We start from the raw sequence: 17,208 nt of genomic DNA, 5'->3' as shown, positions 1-17,208 counted from the left end.
ACCTTAATTAGAAATTTAGCTTTAACTTTAAATGGACTACTCAACCGTGACAGACTTAGCTAAATTTCTTGGACAATCTGCATCTAACCCTTTTTTTGCTGCAGTAAAGTAAGCAAGGAATTGCATAGCAACACTGTAGATGATTGGAGAGATAAAATTATCAGTGTCTGGAAGTTGCACCACATCTGCGCAAACTCCCCTTAGGAATGGCGCTCCTTGTTTATCACTGAAGGCAATTACTTTGCCTTTTCTTGCAATAATCTCTTGTATATTAGATAGCGTTTTAAAGAATAAATCATCATAAGGGATAATTGCTATAACAAGCACAGTAGAGTCTATTAAAGCAATAGAACCATGCTTCATTTCTCCCGCTGCAATACCAGTTGTATTGATATATGAAAGCTCTTTTATTTTCAATGCGCCTTCCATTGCAACTCCGTATGAACTTCCTCTGCCGATTAAAATAACGTTATTGTGTTCTAATATACTGCCCGATATATGTTGTATTTTCATCACATTCAAAACGTGCTCAACATACTCGGGAATAGAGTTAATAGCGTTGCTTAGCTGTTTTATTCCCTCTCCACCCAGTACACCTTTTATTTTTCCAAGCTCCACGGCAAAGCATGCTAAAGTTGCAAGTTGCGCAGAAAAGGTTTTTGTTGAAGCAATACCAATTTCTGGCCCAGCAAGAGTATGTAACACAATATCTGAGATCTTTTCAATGCTGCTGCTAAATGTATTAGTTATACTAATGATTGTTTGCTTCTGTGATTTTGCATAACGCAGCGCTTCTATGGTATCTGCAGTTTCACCAGATTGAGAGATGAATAACCCAATACTGTCTTCTTCCAGCTTGACGTTGCTATACCTAAATTCTGATGAGATTTCTAGATATACTCGAACTTGAGCAATACTTTCCAGCCAATACTTTGCTATTAGTCCAGCAAAATAAGATGACCCGCATCCAACTATAGTAATGTGATTCAGTTCAGAGAATAATTTTTTGTTGACCTCTTTATATTGCTTGTAAAATTGGTTTATTGTTTTGTTTAATGCACAAGGTTGCTCAAAAATCTCTTTTAACATGAAGCTAGGGTAACCATTTTTGCTAATTAGAAAATCACTTGGACTACTATTTTCTATACTGCGTTTAACTTGTGTACCATTGTTGTATATACTAACTCCACTAGATTTTATCACTGCAATGTCATCATCTTCCAAATGCGATATTCTTTCCACAAATGCACTTAAAGCATTAGAGTCAGATGCAGCAAACACTGTGTTACAGTTATAGCCTATTGCTAAAGGCAAATTTCTCTTCGCAACAAATAAGGCGTCTGGATATTCTGCAAATAATAAGACCAAGGCAAATGAGCCATGTAAGTTGTTTAAACACTTAAATAGAGAATCAATTGGCGACAATCCTTCATCAAGATATAAGGTTAGCATGTTTGGTATGATCTCTGTGTCAGTGTCAGTATGGAATGACATGCCCCTTTCTTCTAGACCCTTTTTTAGCAGATTGTAATTCTCAATTATGCCGTTATGAGCAACAACAACATTATTTGTACGAATGGGGTGAGCATTTTTAAGGCCTGGGACTCCATGTGTAGCCCAGCGAGTATGTGCTATACCAACTGTACTGTGAGACATCTTGCTGTCATCAACAACTTCACATAACCTTTCGACTTTACCTTCTGATTTTTTGACTTCTATCTTACCTTCGTTATTTATGATTGCTATACCTGAGGAATCATATCCCCTATATTCCAATTTTTGTAACCCAGTTAGTAAGGTTGGTATTACTGAATCACCGCTACTTACTACACCAAATATTCCGCACACAAATGGATCACCAAACAAACTTTTTTCTAAACATGTTAAGCATTTTTGCCTTTATTACTGGTTGATTTATATTCTTTTTATCATTCTTTCGATTTTACCTTTTTAATTGGTTTAGCTGCTACTTTTTGAGTTTCTCTGCTTAAAACCTCAGATATAGCGGACTTTAGAACTTTTATCTCAACTTTTGGTGCTATTTCTATTATAAATTGTGCATTTGCCTCATCAACTTTATTAACTTCACCTATTATTCCACCAGAAGTAATGACTGTATCACCACGTTTTATTTGATCTATCATCTCTCTATGTTCTTTTAGTTTTTTTTGTTGCGGGCGAATAATGAGAAAATAAAATACCACAAATATTAAAATCAATGGAGTAAAACTAGCAAAAGATGCGCCGATACTTGATGTATTGCTAGTTGCATCTGCTGCAAAAACTTCAGAAATGATCATATTTAATCCTAATTGTTAATGATAAAAACAAACCTATTTAAGTATTAATTACAATACCATGCCATGTCAAGTTTGGTGAAGGCGTTTCTCAATACCGGCAATAATACTGCGAATTCTAAGTTATGCTAAAACTAATATGGCGGGAGTGATGAGACTTGAACTCACGACCTCATGCGTGACAGGCATGCGCTCTAACCAACTGAGCTACACCCCCCTAATTTCTTTTTAGCGTTTTCGAGCTTCAACTTTAAAGCTAATAAACATGTTGCCCTTTGTCAATATTTTTTGTTTGCGCTTTGCTGTCTTTTCTATTACTATGTAAATAATTTAACTTCACACATGGCTTGTACAAGTAGTCCCATTAGGGTTATGCCATGGGGGATAAACTATTTGGAGGAATGATATATGACAAATTTGCCTAAAGTCACTGTGCGTGATTTAGCTGAATCTGGTGTACATTTTGGTCACAAAATTAGTCGCTGGAACGCAAAAATGGCTCCATACATATATGGAGTGCATCAAGAAAATCGTATACATATAATTGATTTGCGAAAAACACTACCATTGCTACAGGTGGCCATGAAGGCTTTATATGACGTTGCATTTCAAGGTGGTCGCATTCTATTTGTTGGTACAAAGTTTCAAGCTTTTGATATTATTGCAAGTGAAGCGATTCGTTGTGGTCAATATTATGTGAATCATCGTTGGCTTGGTGGTATGCTTACTAATTGGGGCACTGTTTCTTCTTCGATAAAAACCTTGATGCAATATGAGAAAATATTAAATGACGAGGATAGCATTTTAACAAAGAAAGAATTGGGAAACATTGAAAAGAAAAAGCAAAAGCTTGATAAGGCGCTTGGCGGTATTAGAGAAATGGGAGCAATTCCTGATATCTTATTCATCATTGATACTAATAAAGAGCATATAGCGGTTAAGGAGGCTAAGAAGTTAGGAATTCCAATAGTTGCAATACTTGATACTAATTCTGATCCAGATGGTATTACTTATCTAATACCTGGAAATGATGACTCAAGAAAATCAATAGAGCTCTATTGTAAATTAGCTACCGACTCTATATTAGCTGGAATAGAGTCTAGTCTAGCAAAATCTGGAGTTAAGATTGATGATATAAGGGGTGATGAGTTTATTCAAGAAAAAGAAGATGGTATTGTGCAAACTAAAAGGAGACGTAGTAAAATTTACAAAGAAGAAGAAAGGGAGGTAGTAACAAATGAAGATGAATCCAGATGATATAAGAGAATTACGTGATAGAACAGGGCTTGGCTTAAGTGACTGTAAAAAAGCATTAGAAGAATGTGATGGTGACATTAAGAAAGCCGTTGATAAGTTACGTACAATAGGTCTTGCTAAAGCTGACAAAAAATCTGATAGAGTAGCTTCAGATGGGCTCGTTGCTATGTGTTTGACTGAAAATTGTGGTGTATTGATTGAACTCAATTGCGAAACCGATTTTGTCGCAAGGAATGAGAAATTTATAGAGTTAGTTTTAAATTTAGCATCAATTGCTCATCAAGAACGCTGTACTAGCGTTGATGAGTTAAAAAATGCCAAGTATGAAAGCATTGGCACAGTGCAGGAAGCTATTATGAATGGTACGTCAGTTCTTGGTGAGAAGCTAGAGTTAAGCAAGCTTTGTTACTTAGAAGCTAAGGATGGAGTTATTGCTGGCTACGTACATGGTGATGTGTGTGGCTTAGGTAAGATTGGTGCTTTAATTGCATTGCAATCATCTGGTGATAAGGCGAAGCTACAAGAGATTGGGAAACAAATAGCTATGCATGTAGTTGCTATGAAGCCTGAAGCTTTGTCTATAGATGATTTAGATCAAATGAAGTTGAACAACGAACGTTCTATAATTGAAGAGCAAGTGAGGAGCTTAAATAAACCTGAAGAAGTAGCAAAAAAAATAGTAGATGGACGAATGGCTAAGTACTATGAAGAAGTTGTTTTACTGGAGCAAAAATTTATAAAGGATGATAAGATGAAGATTTCTGATTTTATAAAATCAAGCGAGTTGAGTGCTGTTAAACTCTCTAATTACAAGTTACTTGTTTTGGGTGATGCAGATTAAATAGCAAAAAATGTTTATTTCAACAAATGAAAAAAGCGAAATAAAATATTCCAGGGTGTTATTTAAAATCTCTGGTGAGGCTTTGATGGGATCAAAGCAATTTGGTCACGATATGGAGACTATAGGTGAGTTATCTAAAGGCATAGTTGAAGTTTGTAATCTTGGAGTTCAGGTATGTATTGTTGTTGGTGGTGGTAATATCTTTCGTGGCACATCTGCGTCTTTAAGTGGTTGTGAAAGAGCAAGCAGTGATTATATTGGAATGCTTGCAACTATAATCAATGCTTTAATTTTACAAAACTTTTTAGAAAAAAATTTAGTAGCTTCTAGGGTATTATCTGCAATACCCATGGCCACTGTATGCGAACCTTACATCAGAAGGAAAGCTATTCGTCATTTAGAAAAAGGTAGAGTGGTAATTTTTGCAGCAGGCACAGGCAACCCATTTTTTACTACAGATACAGCTGCAGCCTTACGTGCTGTTGAAATGAATTGTGATGTTATTCTAAAGGGTACGCAAGTAAATGGTGTATACTCCGCTGATCCGAAAAAAAATGAGGATGCTGTAATGTATGATAGGCTTTCTTACACGGATTTATTGACTCGTGATTTAAAAGTTATGGATGCATCAGCAATTTCACTCGCTCGTGATAATTCTATTCCAATTATAGTTTTTTCTTTGAAGGGAGAAAAAATAGTCAATGTTATTAAGGGTCAAGGTACTTATACTATAGTTTCAGATTGTAAACAGTAGGTAATTTATGTTAAATAAAATAAAAGCTAAAACAAAAGAAAGAATGCTAAAAACTATTCAGTCCTTTCATGATGATATTAAAGGCGTACGCACTGGTAGAGCTAGTGCATCTTTGCTTGATGGTATAGTTGTAAACATCTATGGTGGGCATCAAAAGTTAAATCAAGTTGCAGGCGTTTCGGTTATAGATAACAAAACCCTATCAATTAAAGTTTGGGACATTAGTGTTGTAGGTGAAGTGAAAAACGCTATATTAAATGCTAACCTGAATTTAAATCCTGTTGTCGAGGGTAGCACCATACGTATAGCTCTTCCGGACTTGACACAAGAAACCCGTGAAAAATTAGTGAAATTATTGCATCAGTTTGCTGAAAATGCACGGATTGCCATTAGAAATATACGTAGAGATATTATGGAAGAAACAGAAAAAATGAAGGAAAATAAAGAAATCTCAGAAGATGATTTTCATGGTGCTAAAAAGGAAATACAAAATATTACTGATAATAATATAAAAAAAATTGATGGTGAATTGTCCATCAAAGAAAAGGATATACTGAATCACTAAATGATATGGAGAAAGCTTACATAGCAAATGATGTCATTCCAGTGCTTGACACTGGAATCCAGTCTTTACTATACAACTATCTGATGCACTTGTTTGAAATCAAATTTCCTGGATCCCAGTGTCGGAGCACTGGGATGACACCAATTTTGCATTCAAGTATCAACTATTGGTGTCACTACAGTAACTCTCTTCCTGTCATGCAAGTAGCTGACACCTTCCAGGTGTCCATTGAAATCCAAAAAATTTCACTCAAGTCAAAATTAGGTTAAATTTAAATGTTGAATCAAGAATCTTTACCGAAACATTTAGCAATTATTATGGATGGTAATGGTAGATGGGCAAACAATCAAGGAAGAGTAAAAATTGATGGTTATAAAAAGGGCAGTGAAGTTGCATACGATATTGCCAAGTATTGTACGGACCTAACCATACCCTACTTAACTTTGTATGCATTCTCTATGGAGAATTGGCTTAGACCCAAAAACGAAACTGACTGTCTATTTGATTTATTTTACTCCGTTTTAACTAATGAAGATAAAGTCAATTTCATTTGCAACTGTAACATTAAGTTGAATTTTATTGGCAATTTAAGTCTGTTATCCAGTAAAATATTGGATCAAATTAAAAAAGCAGAAGAAATGACACATAAGAACGATGGTTTATTACTCACTGTGGCAGTCAGTTACGGAGCAAAGCAAGAAATTACACAAGCTATAAGCAATATTATAAAAGAAAATATTGCTTATGTATCAGAAGAGGAATTTGAAAAGTTTCTATATACTAAAGATTTGCCAAAATTGGATTTATTAATTCGCACTGGTGGCGAAAAAAGGTTAAGCAACTTTTTATTATGGCAAGCAGCTTATGCTGAATTGTATTTTTGTGATACTTTGTGGCCTGATTTTTCTTGTCAAGATTTGAGCAAAGCATTAGAAGATTATACAAAAAGAGAGAAGAAATATGGTAGATAATAATTTTATAGTTAGAATATTGTCCTCAATAGTAATATTATTCATATTTTCTTTTGCTACATATTTCAGTGATTTATCGTTTTACCTATTGATTTTTTCGATAGCAGTTTTATCTTCTTTTGAATGGTATAATCTAACCCAGGGAAACAAAATTTTATACGTTTTTGCATTATTATTGATTGCACTACCAAGCGCCTCATTAATATATTTATATAATCTACCACAGGGAAAATACGCATTAGTATGGTTCGTCTTAACCATTTGGGGAATTGACGTTACTGCCTACCTGTTTGGCAAGAATTTTGGTGGAGCTAAAATTTGCCCAATTATTAGCCCTGGAAAAACTTGGGCAGGACTTCTTGGTGCGATTTTAGCTGGAGTAGTGTGCACAATTTTTGGATCAATATTTTTTGGTCTATTTTCAATTTTTTATTCTCCAATCATTGGCCTTGCAATTGCTATTCTAGCGCAACTTGGCGATTTCACTGAGTCGCTTGTTAAAAGAGCTTACGGTGTTAAAGATAGTGGAAATATGATACCTGGCCATGGGGGAGTGCTCGACCGTATGGACAGTTTCATTTTTACTGCCCCTCTTATTGCTATTTACATAAGCTAAGTCTGCAGAAGTGCCATTAGAGCTCATCCCTAGTCAGCTCCCCAACCGCTTCTACAGTGCAGTCATGGACAAACGTCTTTTCACAATAAGGGCAGGCTATTTCCTCTTCTTCTCCCATATCTAAATATATTAATGGATGGCCGGAACCCTCATCATTCTCGTCACCATGACAACAAACTTTTCTATTATTAACCCTCACTTTTGACATGCTGCTCCTTTAGCTTATAACATTTTATATATTGAATATACCCATTCAGAAATAAAAAACAACAAGCACTATTCTCCATTTTTTATCCTATTCAGGTTAATCAATTCGTTTTGAACACCTTTTGATACAAATTTGCTAACATCTTCTCCTAATCTTGCTATTTCCTTTACAAAGCTTGATGAGATAAATTGAGTATCTTCAGAAGCAGGAAGAAATATGGTTTCGATTTCAGGAAGAAGTTTATAATTTACCCAGCTCATTTGAAACTCGTAATCAAAATCCGATACTGCTCTTAATCCCCTAATAATAACAGAAGCATTCTGCTCTTTGGCAAACTTCACTAGCAACCCATTAAAAGATATAACATCTGCATCAATTCCTAGCCCTTTGATTTCATTTTCAGCCATGCTTGTGCGTAGCTTTGTGTCAAAGGCAGTATGCTTATTAACGTTTTCTGCAACTCCTATTATTAATTTATCGACTAGTTTACACGCTCTTTTGATTATGTCAAGATGCCCAAAAGTTATAGGGTCAAATGTGCCAGGGTAGATTCCTATTTTGTCATTAATGTTCATCCTTTATTTTTATAAACTACTTTAAAAACTTTTGATAGACATAATAACATTTTTTATCTAAAAATAAAAGTATACAGTTGGCCTGATAGCTCAGTTGGTAGAGCAAAGGACTGAAAATCCTTGTGTCGCTGGTTCGATTCCTGCTCAGGCCACCTTCTCTTTCTTGGCAAACTTGCCTTTTTGTTATAAAATACTCTATATCGTAATATAAATATTAGGGAGGCAAGTCATAGTATATAAATATTATAATAAACTATTTAATATCTTATTAATTATAGTTCTATTATTAAGCAATATTACTTATGCTGGCGTTAGTGAAAAACCGGCATCTCAACATGTAACCAGAAAAGAAGAACCAGCGTCAACTGTCTTGAAGGCAGAAAATACAGTAAATAATGACATAGTTGTTGGTTTGTTGAAAACGGAAGAAGCACATGAGCTTGGGCTATCTCAAAATATCTACGAGATGTTTAATAACTTTGGAGTTAAAACCGTACTCATTGACTACAATAAAATAATTAACTTAAAAGAAATCCAAGAAAAGTCGCTTATCTTTGCAAAACAAGATGAAACATTGGCAAAGAAGCTAACATTAGACCGAATAAAAGTTGAAGTTGCAAAGTTTGTTAAAGAGCACAAAATAAATAGAATATTTATTCCGGATAATTTACACTCAGCACCCACTCCTTGTCGCCAGCTTGTTACTGAAGCAATTGTAAAAATAGTGGATGATAACCCTGTAATTCATTTGCTTGGCATATGTGAAGGCATAATGAATGCAAAGGGAATTGAAGTAGTGAGTGTTGTGAGTGATGAAGAGAAACGGAGATCTCATTTAAAATCAGCACCTAATCCACAGAAAGAGGATGTACCTCTCCAGCAGATAAAGATCGTTCCAAATAGTCGTTTAGCAGAAGTAGTAGCCAAATTCCTAATACCTAATGAAAATGGCTGGTTTTCAACATATTTTCCAGATGCTCATTCAGGAGCAGTAAGTAATACACCAGAAAATAGAAGAAAATTGGAGTCACTTGGATATAAAGTTGCAGCATTTTCCAGTGAGGGGGTAATAGAGGCTATTGAAGATAAGCATGGTAATGTTCACTTTCAAAGTCATCCAGAAGCCCTTGTTGTGAAGTCAGATAAAAACCTCTATTTATCAAATCACAAGGAACGTCAAGTGTCTACACTAGTTGCTATAGCGATTATGAATGATTTTCTTTATCGTGCTTAATGGCTATAGCTTTAGGCTTACCGACGATTTGATAAACGATAGATTTGTCATGTATCCGTTCAGGCAATGGCGTCAACTTAAGGAAAAATATCAGCGATAGTGTATAAAATTTCTCTCTAAATTTTTTATCATTAAATTATCCAAAGAGTGCAAGGGACAGCACTTTTGTTTCTATTTTATTGCAACAAAAAAGTTTAAAATGTGTCTTTTTTAGGTGAGGCATGCAAAAAGGAAAAGATCTTATCTTACAAATTAAAAATGCAATATACTCGAAAACTTTTCAGAAAATCCATTGTGTTGAGTTTTACACGAACAAGCTTTTTCGACAGTATTTTCTATGATTTTAAGTTAGTTAAAAAAAGTTTGGGAATAGAATGTGAACTTATGGAGCCATTGACATGTACCCTCAAAGCAAGCTTTTTCTAAAGCAAGGTATAAGATTTGCCATACAGGCTTTCAAGAATTTAAGCATCCAAACAGCCTATCAGGATGAACCTGAGTTGGAGAGGCTATAGACTTATTGCAGCAGATGGTTCTGGTATGAGATTACCCAGCTCTGGGGAAATTGTATCCGAGTTTGAACCAAATGGAAACTGACCTTACCCAGAAAAAGTGGAGAGAAAGTTTGGAATGTTTTTCACAAAGAGAATGATCAATCAAAATGCTCAGGAATGCAATAGTTAATAGTGACGTTGTTTGTTATAAAAAATTTCTATGTATTCAAATATTGCAGTTCTAGTTTGTTGAGCAGAGTGTTGTGAAGTATCAATAAGTATTTCTCTTTTCAATGAGCTAAAGAAGCTTTCCACAACAGAATTGTCGTAACAACAACCTTTATGACTCATCTATGTTTTTTATGGATAAGAGATATTGATAACCTTGCGAAGTATATTGTGAACCTTGATCACTATGTAATAGTAGATTTTTGGCAGTTTTACGCTTGTTATAGCCTTTCTTATAATAGTCCGAATGCGATAAGATATGTGTTTATGGCTATAGCAGGCCAGTAGCATATTACGGTCTGTTCGGATTATTGTAAAAAGAGCTATACTATGCTCTTTTAAAAAAAAATATTTTACTCTTTTTGACTGGCCAGGGCTTTTTTTAAAATGTCTCTTTCTCTTGTTACTTTTGCTAACTCTTTCTGTAAATCAAATCTCTCTTTGTCATAAGGTGCTACATCTGGAAATGCATTTGCCGCTGACTTTTTTTCGTTATATTTCTTCATCCATTTTCCTAATACACTATCCCTTATTCCTAGATCTCTTGCTACTTTTGCAACTGGTTGACCTACCTTTCTTTGTTCATTTGCCAGTTTAACAGCTTCCAATTTGAATTCTGCCGTATATTCTCTTGCCATTTCTAATCCTCCAAAATTTTATTTTACCAAAAAAAACTCTTTTCTTTCTCTCCACTTTTTCTGGGTAAGGTCAGTATGGGAAAAGGTGAAAGATGTACTAAAAACCCAGAGATGATAAAAAAGGAATACCAACGTAGAGTACTAGAAAATAAAAATGATGAATCATCAGAGAAAAAGTTTGCAAGAAGAGAAAATCAAATAAAAGAAGGTATCGAAAAATTAATGGAAGATTATTATAGTCAAGAAAATGCAGGAGAGAAAGGATATATAAGCGAGGAAGAATTTAAACAGACAATGAGAAAAATGAAAGAACGCTTACAAGGGATAGAAGAAGAGAAAAAAAAGGTAGTTGATCAGAAGGCAGTAGAAAAAGGAATAAGTCTTATTATAAATAGCATAAAGAATTTTTATTCTAGTGTAAAATCGAACCTGGAACAGCTAGATTGGCAAACTAAGCGCGGCATTATTAAAGCATTAATAGGACAAATTAACATTGGTTGTGATCAGGTAGAAGTAGGATTTCAGATCGAAGAACCAGCACAGGATGGGGGAATTCTTAATTTGCATCATTGTACTACACATCATAATAAGGGGGTTGGCAAAATGTGTCAAGCAAGTTTTTTCGTTTCTATAAATCTGGATTTCAGCGTTATGCGCTGGAATGACAACGTGAGGTAAATTTTTCAACATCCCAAAATTACAGAATTCAGTCTGTTTAATTAAGTGTGAACTGTTACACGAAAATTTTGTAAACAGATTAATATACCCTGTTTTTGCTATTCATCTAAAAATGGAACCATAGAGTACGTTGAGGAGCGTAAGCAAATTTTAATGCAAAAATTACTATCAAAAAATAGATTATGCAAGAGGTCTAATTATTCTGCCGCAATTTTGCTCTATCACACTTGCCACATTTAATATTCCAGCTTCATCATAATAATTTCCAATCACTTGCAAGGCAAGTGGTAAACCCTCATTGGAGAGCCCAACAGGAACAGAAATAGCAGGCAATCCTGCCAGACTTGCCGGCACAGTAAACACATCATTGATGCACATAATTAGCGGATCTGGCTTTTCACTTAAGCCAAAAGCTTCTGTTGGAGCAGATGGCACAAGTATGTAATCTATTTTTTCAAACGCTTTTATAAAATCATTTCTGATTAATGCCCTGATACACTGTGCTTTTCCGTAATATTCATTGTAATGACCTGAGGAAAGCGCATAAGCGCCAATTAAAATTCTTCTTTTCACCTCTTTACCGAAACCTTCTGCTCTTGTTAGTGAATACATTTCTTCAACGGTATCAGCATCAACCCTGAACCCATAACGCACACCGTCATAACGAGCAAGATTGGATGAAGTTTCAGCAGAACAAATTAAATAATAGACTGGTATTGCATATTTAGTATGTGGCAGAGTAACGTCAACAACTTCAGCGCCATTTTCTTTTAAATAGGAAGCAACTTTCTCCCAATTATGGACTATTTCCTCTGAAATTCCATCCATCCTATATTCTTTTGGTATACCAATACGCTTACCCTTGACATCACCATTTATAAAGCTAGAAAATTTAGGCACTGGCTTTTCGCTTGATATTGAATCTTTTGTATCATAGCCACAGATTGCTTCCAGCATTAATGCTGAATCAGAGACAGAACGAGTAATGACTCCTGCTTGATCTAGAGAACTCGCAAATGCAATCATACCAAAACGCGAGCATCTTCCATAAGTTGGCTTTATTCCAACCACTCCACAATAAGCTGCTGGTTGGCGCACAGATCCACCGGTGTCACTCCCTAGTGCTCCAGCGCATAAAAATCCAGCCACCGATGCTGCAGATCCACCAGATGATCCACCAGGAACAACTTTTTCCCCATCACTTTTTCTAATCCACACATTTTCGACAGGGCCAAAATAGCTGTTTGTGTTCGCAGAACCCATAGCAAATTCATCCATATTAAGCTTACCGAGCATGGCTGCTCCACTTTTTAAAAGCAAGTCAGACACCGTAGATTCGTAAGTCGGAACGAAATTTTCCAGCATTTTTGAGCATGCTGTTGTTTTTATTCCTTTTGTACAGAATAGATCTTTGATGCCAACTGGTACACCCATGAGCGGCGAGATTAAATCATCCTTTTGCCTAGAGAAATGTTCATCTGCAGCTTTAGCAGCTTTCATTGCTATCTCTGGGGTTTTTGTTATAAATGCATTTAATTTCTCATTTTCAACCGCACTGATGTGCGCCTCTACGAGTTCAACGGCAGAAAAACTCTTTTTTTTGAGCCCGTCATGCATTTGTGTAATACTTAACTTTCTTAGTTCATTCATCAATATTTAATTTTTAGCAAGACATTAATTATAACATGGCACGATAAAAAATCCATACATTTATAGTTACAGCTAGAAATGTAGCTAAGGTAACTTAGATTCACCGACAATCGTCATCCCGCTACTTGTTAGCGGCTAAGAGATACCGCAGCGGTATGACGTAGAAGCTATACTTTTATACTCACCAACTCAGTATCCAATCCGGATTGTATCTTAAAAAGGTCAAAAGACTATAATAAGCAAAGGAGTGATACTGTGTCTGAGTGAAAATCGTTGAGATCCCAGTGTCTGCTGCTTGCATAGCATTTATTTACAAAAAAATAGTCATGCAAGAGACTTTGCTTGGATATTTGATATAATTTAGGTCTATTAAAGCAAAAAATACTAACATGAATGAAGTGATAACATTTGGTTGTCGTCTAAATTTTTACGAGAGCGAGTTAATCAAAGAAGCATTAAAAAAAGCAAAGAGAGAAAATGTTGTTGTGGTGCATAGCTGTGCAGTAACAAACGAAGCAGAACGTCAGGTAAAGCAAAAGATACGTAAGATTTACAAAAATGATCCAAATAAAGAAATTATCGTAGTTGGTTGTGCTGTTCAGTTGGATCCAGAAGTTTACAGTAGCATTCCTGGTGTAAGTAAAGTGCTCGGTAATCAAGATAAGCTAAAAGCTGAAAATTACTTACTAAATGACGATAAAATCTTGGTCAGTGATAACCAAGTAGAACCTGTTCTAATTAATGGATTTGAAGATAAGTCAAGGGCATTTATTGAAATTCAAAATGGTTGTAATCATAGCTGCACATTTTGTTCAATTACTGAGGCAAGAGGGAATAATCGATCTGTGCCAATAAACAGTATTATAGAGCAAATCAGGATCTTTGTAGAAAATGGATATCAAGAAGTAGTGTTTACAGGGGTTGATATTACTGACTTTGGTACAGATTTGTTGGGTAAGCCATCACTTGGTTCAATGATTAGGAGAGTTTTAAAGGATATACCAGAGTTGAAGAGGCTAAGACTTTCCTCTATCGATGTTGCTGAAGTTGACGACGAATTAATGGATTTAATAGCTAATGAGTCAAGACTTATGCCTCATTTACATTTGAGTCTACAATCTGGTAATAATTTAATACTAAAGAGAATGAAGCGTCGTCACAACAGAGAACAAGTGATAGAATTTTGTCATAAAATGAAGAGCTTGAGGCCTAATATAGCATTTGGCGCTGATATTATTGCTGGATTTCCAACAGAAACTGATGAAATGTTTCAGGATACAGTTGATTTACTGAAAAAAACAAATATAGTTTACCTACATGCTTTTCCATATTCAGAGCGGAAAAATACACCTGCTGCACGAATGCCACAAGTACCAGAGAATGTGCGTAAAGAACGAGTAAAAAATTTAAGAGAAGTAAATAAAGAAATTATGAGCAGTTTTTGTCAATCCTTGATCAACACTAAGCAAAGTGTTCTGGTTGAGCAAAATAATGTCGGTAGAGCAGAAAATTTTGCATTAATAAAGCTTGAATCAAAAGCTCAAGCCAAGAGTATTGTGAAAGTTAATGTTAAAGGAGTGGAAAATAATTATCTAATTGGAAATATTTTTTCTTAATTTTTGTACATTGAAGAAATATACGATACAGTAATTATACTGTAAATGATAATTGTGAATTCGTTTATGATAACTAGAATATCTATTACTTTATTTTTGATTTTCATTTCATGTGTCTATTTTTTTATTACTTATATTAGTAATAATACACACATTGAGCAAGTACAACCCTTAAAATTAGAAACAGACAATAATAAAAGTGTGATACGTTCTGAGGAGGTTACTGCAAAAGAAATACCAATGAAATATCAAGAACTTGAAAGTAGTCCACCTTCTGTTTTCCAAGTAGCTGATCAGAAAAATATGTGGTCACGTATTGCAGATCAAGCTGAGCCTACAAAAGAAAAATCAAAAAAACTTGATTTTTATGTTAGCGCTAACGGTGGTAAGGTATACCATGATAATTCAGAAATATTTGTAAAGGGTATACAAGAAATAGGAAAAAGAGTCCTAACTTTAGTTGAAAGTCATTATGGTTTTATAATAAAAAATATATTGGCAGATGAAATTAAAAGTATACAGCAATTTGATGGTAAAATTGATTTCCAGTGGTTTAGCAGCATGTCTTTAGGTTACTACGCTGGAGAAAATGGTAAAATTGATTTTGAAGCCGCGTATTCTATAGCCAATATTGAAGATAGTAATTCTCCTCCGGTATTTGATAAATCAGCAAGTATATTTGCGTTTTTGTTAAACTTCTATTATAATCCCAGCGTTCAGGATACACAATTTGCTCCGTACATCGGTCTTGGTATAGGACCAACAGTTTTTAGATTAAAAAGGATTAATGGGTCACCCCAAAATTCAATGCCACTGAATGTTCCTTGGTTTGCTTATCAAATAAAACTTGGTGTTGATTATTCAATAATCCCAGAAATCAAAACCTTTCTCGGCTATCGTTACTTTAGCGTTCCGATACCTGTTGCAGATGACATATCTACTCACAATATTGAAGTTGGTTTGATATTTAATTTTTAGTGATAATTTAATATATATATAAATTCTTATCTTTTCTATCTAACAAACCAAATGTTGGTACGATTGTTGCTTTTAAAAAAATGACAGTTTCTACTGTTCTAATATTATTCGCTAGCCTTTTTGATTTCTGATGCAATAAGCTTTGCTTATCTTCTCTATGTTCTATAAGCCCGCCGATTACCATAATTTCACCGCTCTTAATTTTTAACATAGAGTTCATTTCTCTGATTTCAACAATTGGAATGTCGCTATTTAATTTCATTTTACTCTGCTGTGCGACGTACTCTATATCTGGATCTTTAGTGTAGCCGTTAATTCTTGATAAAGTTGGATGTATATCCATGAATATTTCACTAGTATCAATGTTAATGCTTGGGTGGATTATTAGCACAACACCTATTGGGACGCTATTCATCTTGGTAATTAAGGTCTGATTAGAGTTTCTAGTATCTTTTTGTATATCGGAGGTAAAATAAATATGGTTTTTAGTAAATGAAATCATCGCTTGCTGATTATTTATAGCATGTACTCTGGGGCTTGAAATTACAGTTGAAGTGCCAAATTTGTCTAAATTTTTTACTAAATCTCCTAGATCATTTGCACCAAAGTTCATTGCTAGGTTAATAATGGAGTTATCTTGATTTATTATAGACTTAGTTCCATCTTGTAAGTCATTTAAGTTCATACCAGAAAGGTATTTGTCATCTAGCACAACTTCAACTATTTTTGCCTCTATCATTACTTGAGAAGACGCTAACTTCTTAACCTTATTAATATATTCTTCAACAGCTTTGTGGATATCTTTTCTAGCATTCAAAATAATAACACCAGCTTCTCTGTTGGATGAAAGGAATTCGCCATCATCCACCCCGTTAACATCCATTATTGCATTCAAGCCTTTTTCTAATGAATTCCATAAGTCACTACTGTATTGAGACTTCATAACATTGTTATAGTCCCTATCAACGTTACTTCCATCACTGTTAGTAATATTGTTATTAATGACGAAACTGCTTTGAGCAGAATGTTGAATATTGATGAAGTCTACGTAATAATTTTGTGCGTATGGCAAGTCCTGCTCAATTCTAATTACACCATTACTTGTTGAGTAACGCAGTTTGGCGCTATTTGCTATACTCTGAATTACTTCGTTTATATCCTTATCTTTTAGCTTTAAAATAATATTACCTGATATTTTTGGGTCCATATCCAAGTTAACGTCAGAAAGTTTTCCTATCTCAATCAGCAAATCCTTTACTGATACTTCTTCACTAACATTAATAGAAATAAGCTGATTACTGATTGTGGGATCGGGAAACTCTATTGGTAAAGGCATAATTTCTGGTATTGCCGGTTCATTAATCTCCAAAGAGGTGTTATATTGTTGCAACGGATAATCGTGCTTATAATTGTCTATGTTAATAGGATATTGCTTGGTAGGTAGATGTGTGCAAGAAATAATGAAGAGGAGTATTAAGCATTTAAAAATAGCCATTAGAACAGCATACAAAATCTATACTAATAGATTTCTATAAAAATATTAAAAATGTATTTAATCTCATTTTCATCGAGCAGATAATTGTCGTGTATTAGCTTTGGCTATGTATT

At 34.6% G+C, this 17,208-nt stretch carries 17 protein-coding genes, 2 tRNA genes and 3 pseudogenes; 13 read left to right on the top strand and 9 right to left on the bottom strand.

The window, feature by feature from the left end; translation table 11 throughout:
- Nucleotides 1–36: 36 nt before the first annotated feature.
- The 3 genes from glmS to OPR46_RS04190 form a co-directional block, all read right to left on the bottom strand.
- A complete protein-coding gene (gene glmS / locus OPR46_RS04200; protein WP_265044083.1) occupies nt 37–1,848 on the bottom strand; it encodes a glutamine--fructose-6-phosphate transaminase (isomerizing) in 1,812 nt (603 codons plus the stop codon).
- Nucleotides 1,849–1,928: 80 nt separating this feature from the next.
- Nucleotides 1,929–2,300 (bottom strand): preprotein translocase subunit YajC, encoded by a 372-nt coding sequence (yajC, locus tag OPR46_RS04195; protein WP_265042904.1) that lies wholly within the window; start codon nt 2,298–2,300, stop codon nt 1,929–1,931.
- Nucleotides 2,301–2,437: 137 nt separating this feature from the next.
- Nucleotides 2,438–2,514 (bottom strand) — tRNA-Asp (locus OPR46_RS04190).
- A gap of 191 nt (nt 2,515–2,705) precedes the next feature.
- Here OPR46_RS04190 and rpsB point away from each other — a divergent pair.
- Genes rpsB through OPR46_RS04155 form a run of 7 tightly spaced genes read left to right on the top strand, consistent with a single transcriptional unit; the run spans nt 2,706 to nt 7,301 of the window.
- The gene (gene rpsB, locus OPR46_RS04185) at nt 2,706–3,554 is read left to right on the top strand and encodes a 30S ribosomal protein S2 (protein WP_265042903.1); all 849 of its coding nucleotides are present in this window, start codon (nt 2,706–2,708) and stop codon (nt 3,552–3,554) included.
- Nucleotides 3,535–4,395, top strand: coding sequence for a translation elongation factor Ts (gene tsf / locus OPR46_RS04180; protein ID WP_070356839.1), 861 nt, complete (start codon nt 3,535–3,537; stop codon nt 4,393–4,395). Before rpsB ends, tsf begins: the two co-directional genes overlap by 20 nt.
- A 16-nt stretch (nt 4,396–4,411) precedes the next feature.
- On the top strand, nt 4,412–5,149 hold the full coding sequence (pyrH, locus tag OPR46_RS04175) for a UMP kinase (protein ID WP_406833335.1): 738 nt from the start codon (nt 4,412–4,414) through the stop codon (nt 5,147–5,149).
- 7 nt (nt 5,150–5,156) lie between these two features.
- Nucleotides 5,157–5,714, top strand: a complete 558-nt coding sequence (gene frr / locus OPR46_RS04170) for a ribosome recycling factor (protein ID WP_265042899.1) — start codon at nt 5,157–5,159, stop codon at nt 5,712–5,714.
- Nucleotides 5,715–5,719: 5 nt separating this feature from the next.
- Nucleotides 5,720–5,983, top strand: a complete 264-nt coding sequence (locus OPR46_RS06875) for a hypothetical protein (RefSeq protein ID WP_039964055.1) — start codon at nt 5,720–5,722, stop codon at nt 5,981–5,983.
- Nucleotides 5,984–5,989: 6 nt separating this feature from the next.
- A complete protein-coding gene (gene uppS, locus OPR46_RS04160) occupies nt 5,990–6,685 on the top strand; it encodes a polyprenyl diphosphate synthase (protein ID WP_174515980.1) in 696 nt (231 codons plus the stop codon).
- Nucleotides 6,675–7,301 carry a phosphatidate cytidylyltransferase gene (locus tag OPR46_RS04155; protein ID WP_209472786.1) on the top strand — a complete coding sequence of 209 codons (627 nt, stop codon included), beginning with the start codon at nt 6,675–6,677 and terminating at the stop codon, nt 7,299–7,301. Before uppS ends, OPR46_RS04155 begins: the two co-directional genes overlap by 11 nt.
- Before the next feature lie 16 nt (nt 7,302–7,317).
- On the opposite strand, the gene OPR46_RS04150 is transcribed toward OPR46_RS04155, so the two are convergent.
- Both OPR46_RS04150 and coaD read right to left on the bottom strand, forming a co-directional pair.
- Entirely contained in the window at nt 7,318–7,509 is a 192-nt protein-coding gene (locus tag OPR46_RS04150; RefSeq protein WP_006279326.1) for a zinc-finger domain-containing protein, read from the bottom strand.
- 68 nt (nt 7,510–7,577) lie between these two features.
- Nucleotides 7,578–8,084: a pantetheine-phosphate adenylyltransferase gene (gene coaD / locus OPR46_RS04145; RefSeq protein WP_006279325.1), complete on the bottom strand. Its 507-nt coding sequence runs from the start codon at nt 8,082–8,084 to the stop codon at nt 7,578–7,580.
- A gap of 79 nt (nt 8,085–8,163) precedes the next feature.
- On the opposite strand from coaD, the gene OPR46_RS04140 reads away from it, so the two are divergent.
- The 3 genes and pseudogenes from OPR46_RS04140 to OPR46_RS04130 all read left to right on the top strand — a co-directional run.
- Nucleotides 8,164–8,236 (top strand) — tRNA-Phe (locus tag OPR46_RS04140).
- Between the two features lie 218 nt (nt 8,237–8,454).
- Entirely contained in the window at nt 8,455–9,318 is an 864-nt protein-coding gene (locus OPR46_RS04135; RefSeq protein WP_265042897.1) for a gamma-glutamyl-gamma-aminobutyrate hydrolase family protein, read from the top strand.
- A gap of 221 nt (nt 9,319–9,539) precedes the next feature.
- Nucleotides 9,540–9,909: pseudogene (locus OPR46_RS04130) on the top strand (IS4-like element ISWosp8 family transposase); the annotation flags it as partial.
- 61 nt (nt 9,910–9,970) lie between these two features.
- Here the strand turns inward: OPR46_RS04130 and OPR46_RS07010 are convergent.
- Nucleotides 9,971–10,268, bottom strand: a pseudogene (locus OPR46_RS07010) (transposase); the annotation flags it as partial.
- A gap of 120 nt (nt 10,269–10,388) precedes the next feature.
- Nucleotides 10,389–10,678 (bottom strand): annotated as a pseudogene (locus OPR46_RS04120) (transposase); the annotation flags it as partial.
- Between the two features lie 75 nt (nt 10,679–10,753).
- On the opposite strand from OPR46_RS04120, the gene OPR46_RS04115 reads away from it, so the two are divergent.
- Entirely contained in the window at nt 10,754–11,356 is a 603-nt protein-coding gene (locus OPR46_RS04115) for a hypothetical protein (protein WP_265042895.1), read from the top strand.
- Between the two features lie 180 nt (nt 11,357–11,536).
- Here OPR46_RS04115 and gatA read toward each other — a convergent pair whose 3' ends face one another.
- A complete protein-coding gene (gene gatA, locus OPR46_RS04110) occupies nt 11,537–13,006 on the bottom strand; it encodes an Asp-tRNA(Asn)/Glu-tRNA(Gln) amidotransferase subunit GatA (RefSeq protein WP_265042893.1) in 1,470 nt (489 codons plus the stop codon).
- 389 nt (nt 13,007–13,395) lie between these two features.
- Between gatA and mtaB the strand changes: the two genes are divergently transcribed.
- Together mtaB and OPR46_RS04100 are read left to right on the top strand one after the other, a co-directional pair.
- Nucleotides 13,396–14,622 carry a tRNA (N(6)-L-threonylcarbamoyladenosine(37)-C(2))-methylthiotransferase MtaB gene (gene mtaB, locus OPR46_RS04105; protein WP_010082135.1) on the top strand — a complete coding sequence of 409 codons (1,227 nt, stop codon included), beginning with the start codon at nt 13,396–13,398 and terminating at the stop codon, nt 14,620–14,622.
- 66 nt (nt 14,623–14,688) lie between these two features.
- Nucleotides 14,689–15,600: a P44/Msp2 family outer membrane protein gene (locus OPR46_RS04100; protein WP_265044081.1), complete on the top strand. Its 912-nt coding sequence runs from the start codon at nt 14,689–14,691 to the stop codon at nt 15,598–15,600.
- Between the two features lie 7 nt (nt 15,601–15,607).
- On the opposite strand, the gene OPR46_RS04095 is transcribed toward OPR46_RS04100, so the two are convergent.
- On the bottom strand, nt 15,608–17,110 hold the full coding sequence (locus tag OPR46_RS04095; protein WP_458694301.1) for a type II secretion system protein GspD: 1,503 nt from the start codon (nt 17,108–17,110) through the stop codon (nt 15,608–15,610).
- Nucleotides 17,111–17,208 lie beyond the last annotated feature (98 nt).

This window comes from Wolbachia endosymbiont (group A) of Scambus nigricans (assembly GCF_947251485.1).
Taxonomy (GTDB): Bacteria; Pseudomonadota; Alphaproteobacteria; order Rickettsiales; family Anaplasmataceae; genus Wolbachia; species Wolbachia pipientis.
The sequence above is the reverse complement of the archived record's forward strand: the minus strand, read 5'-3'. Positions and strand labels throughout refer to the sequence as shown.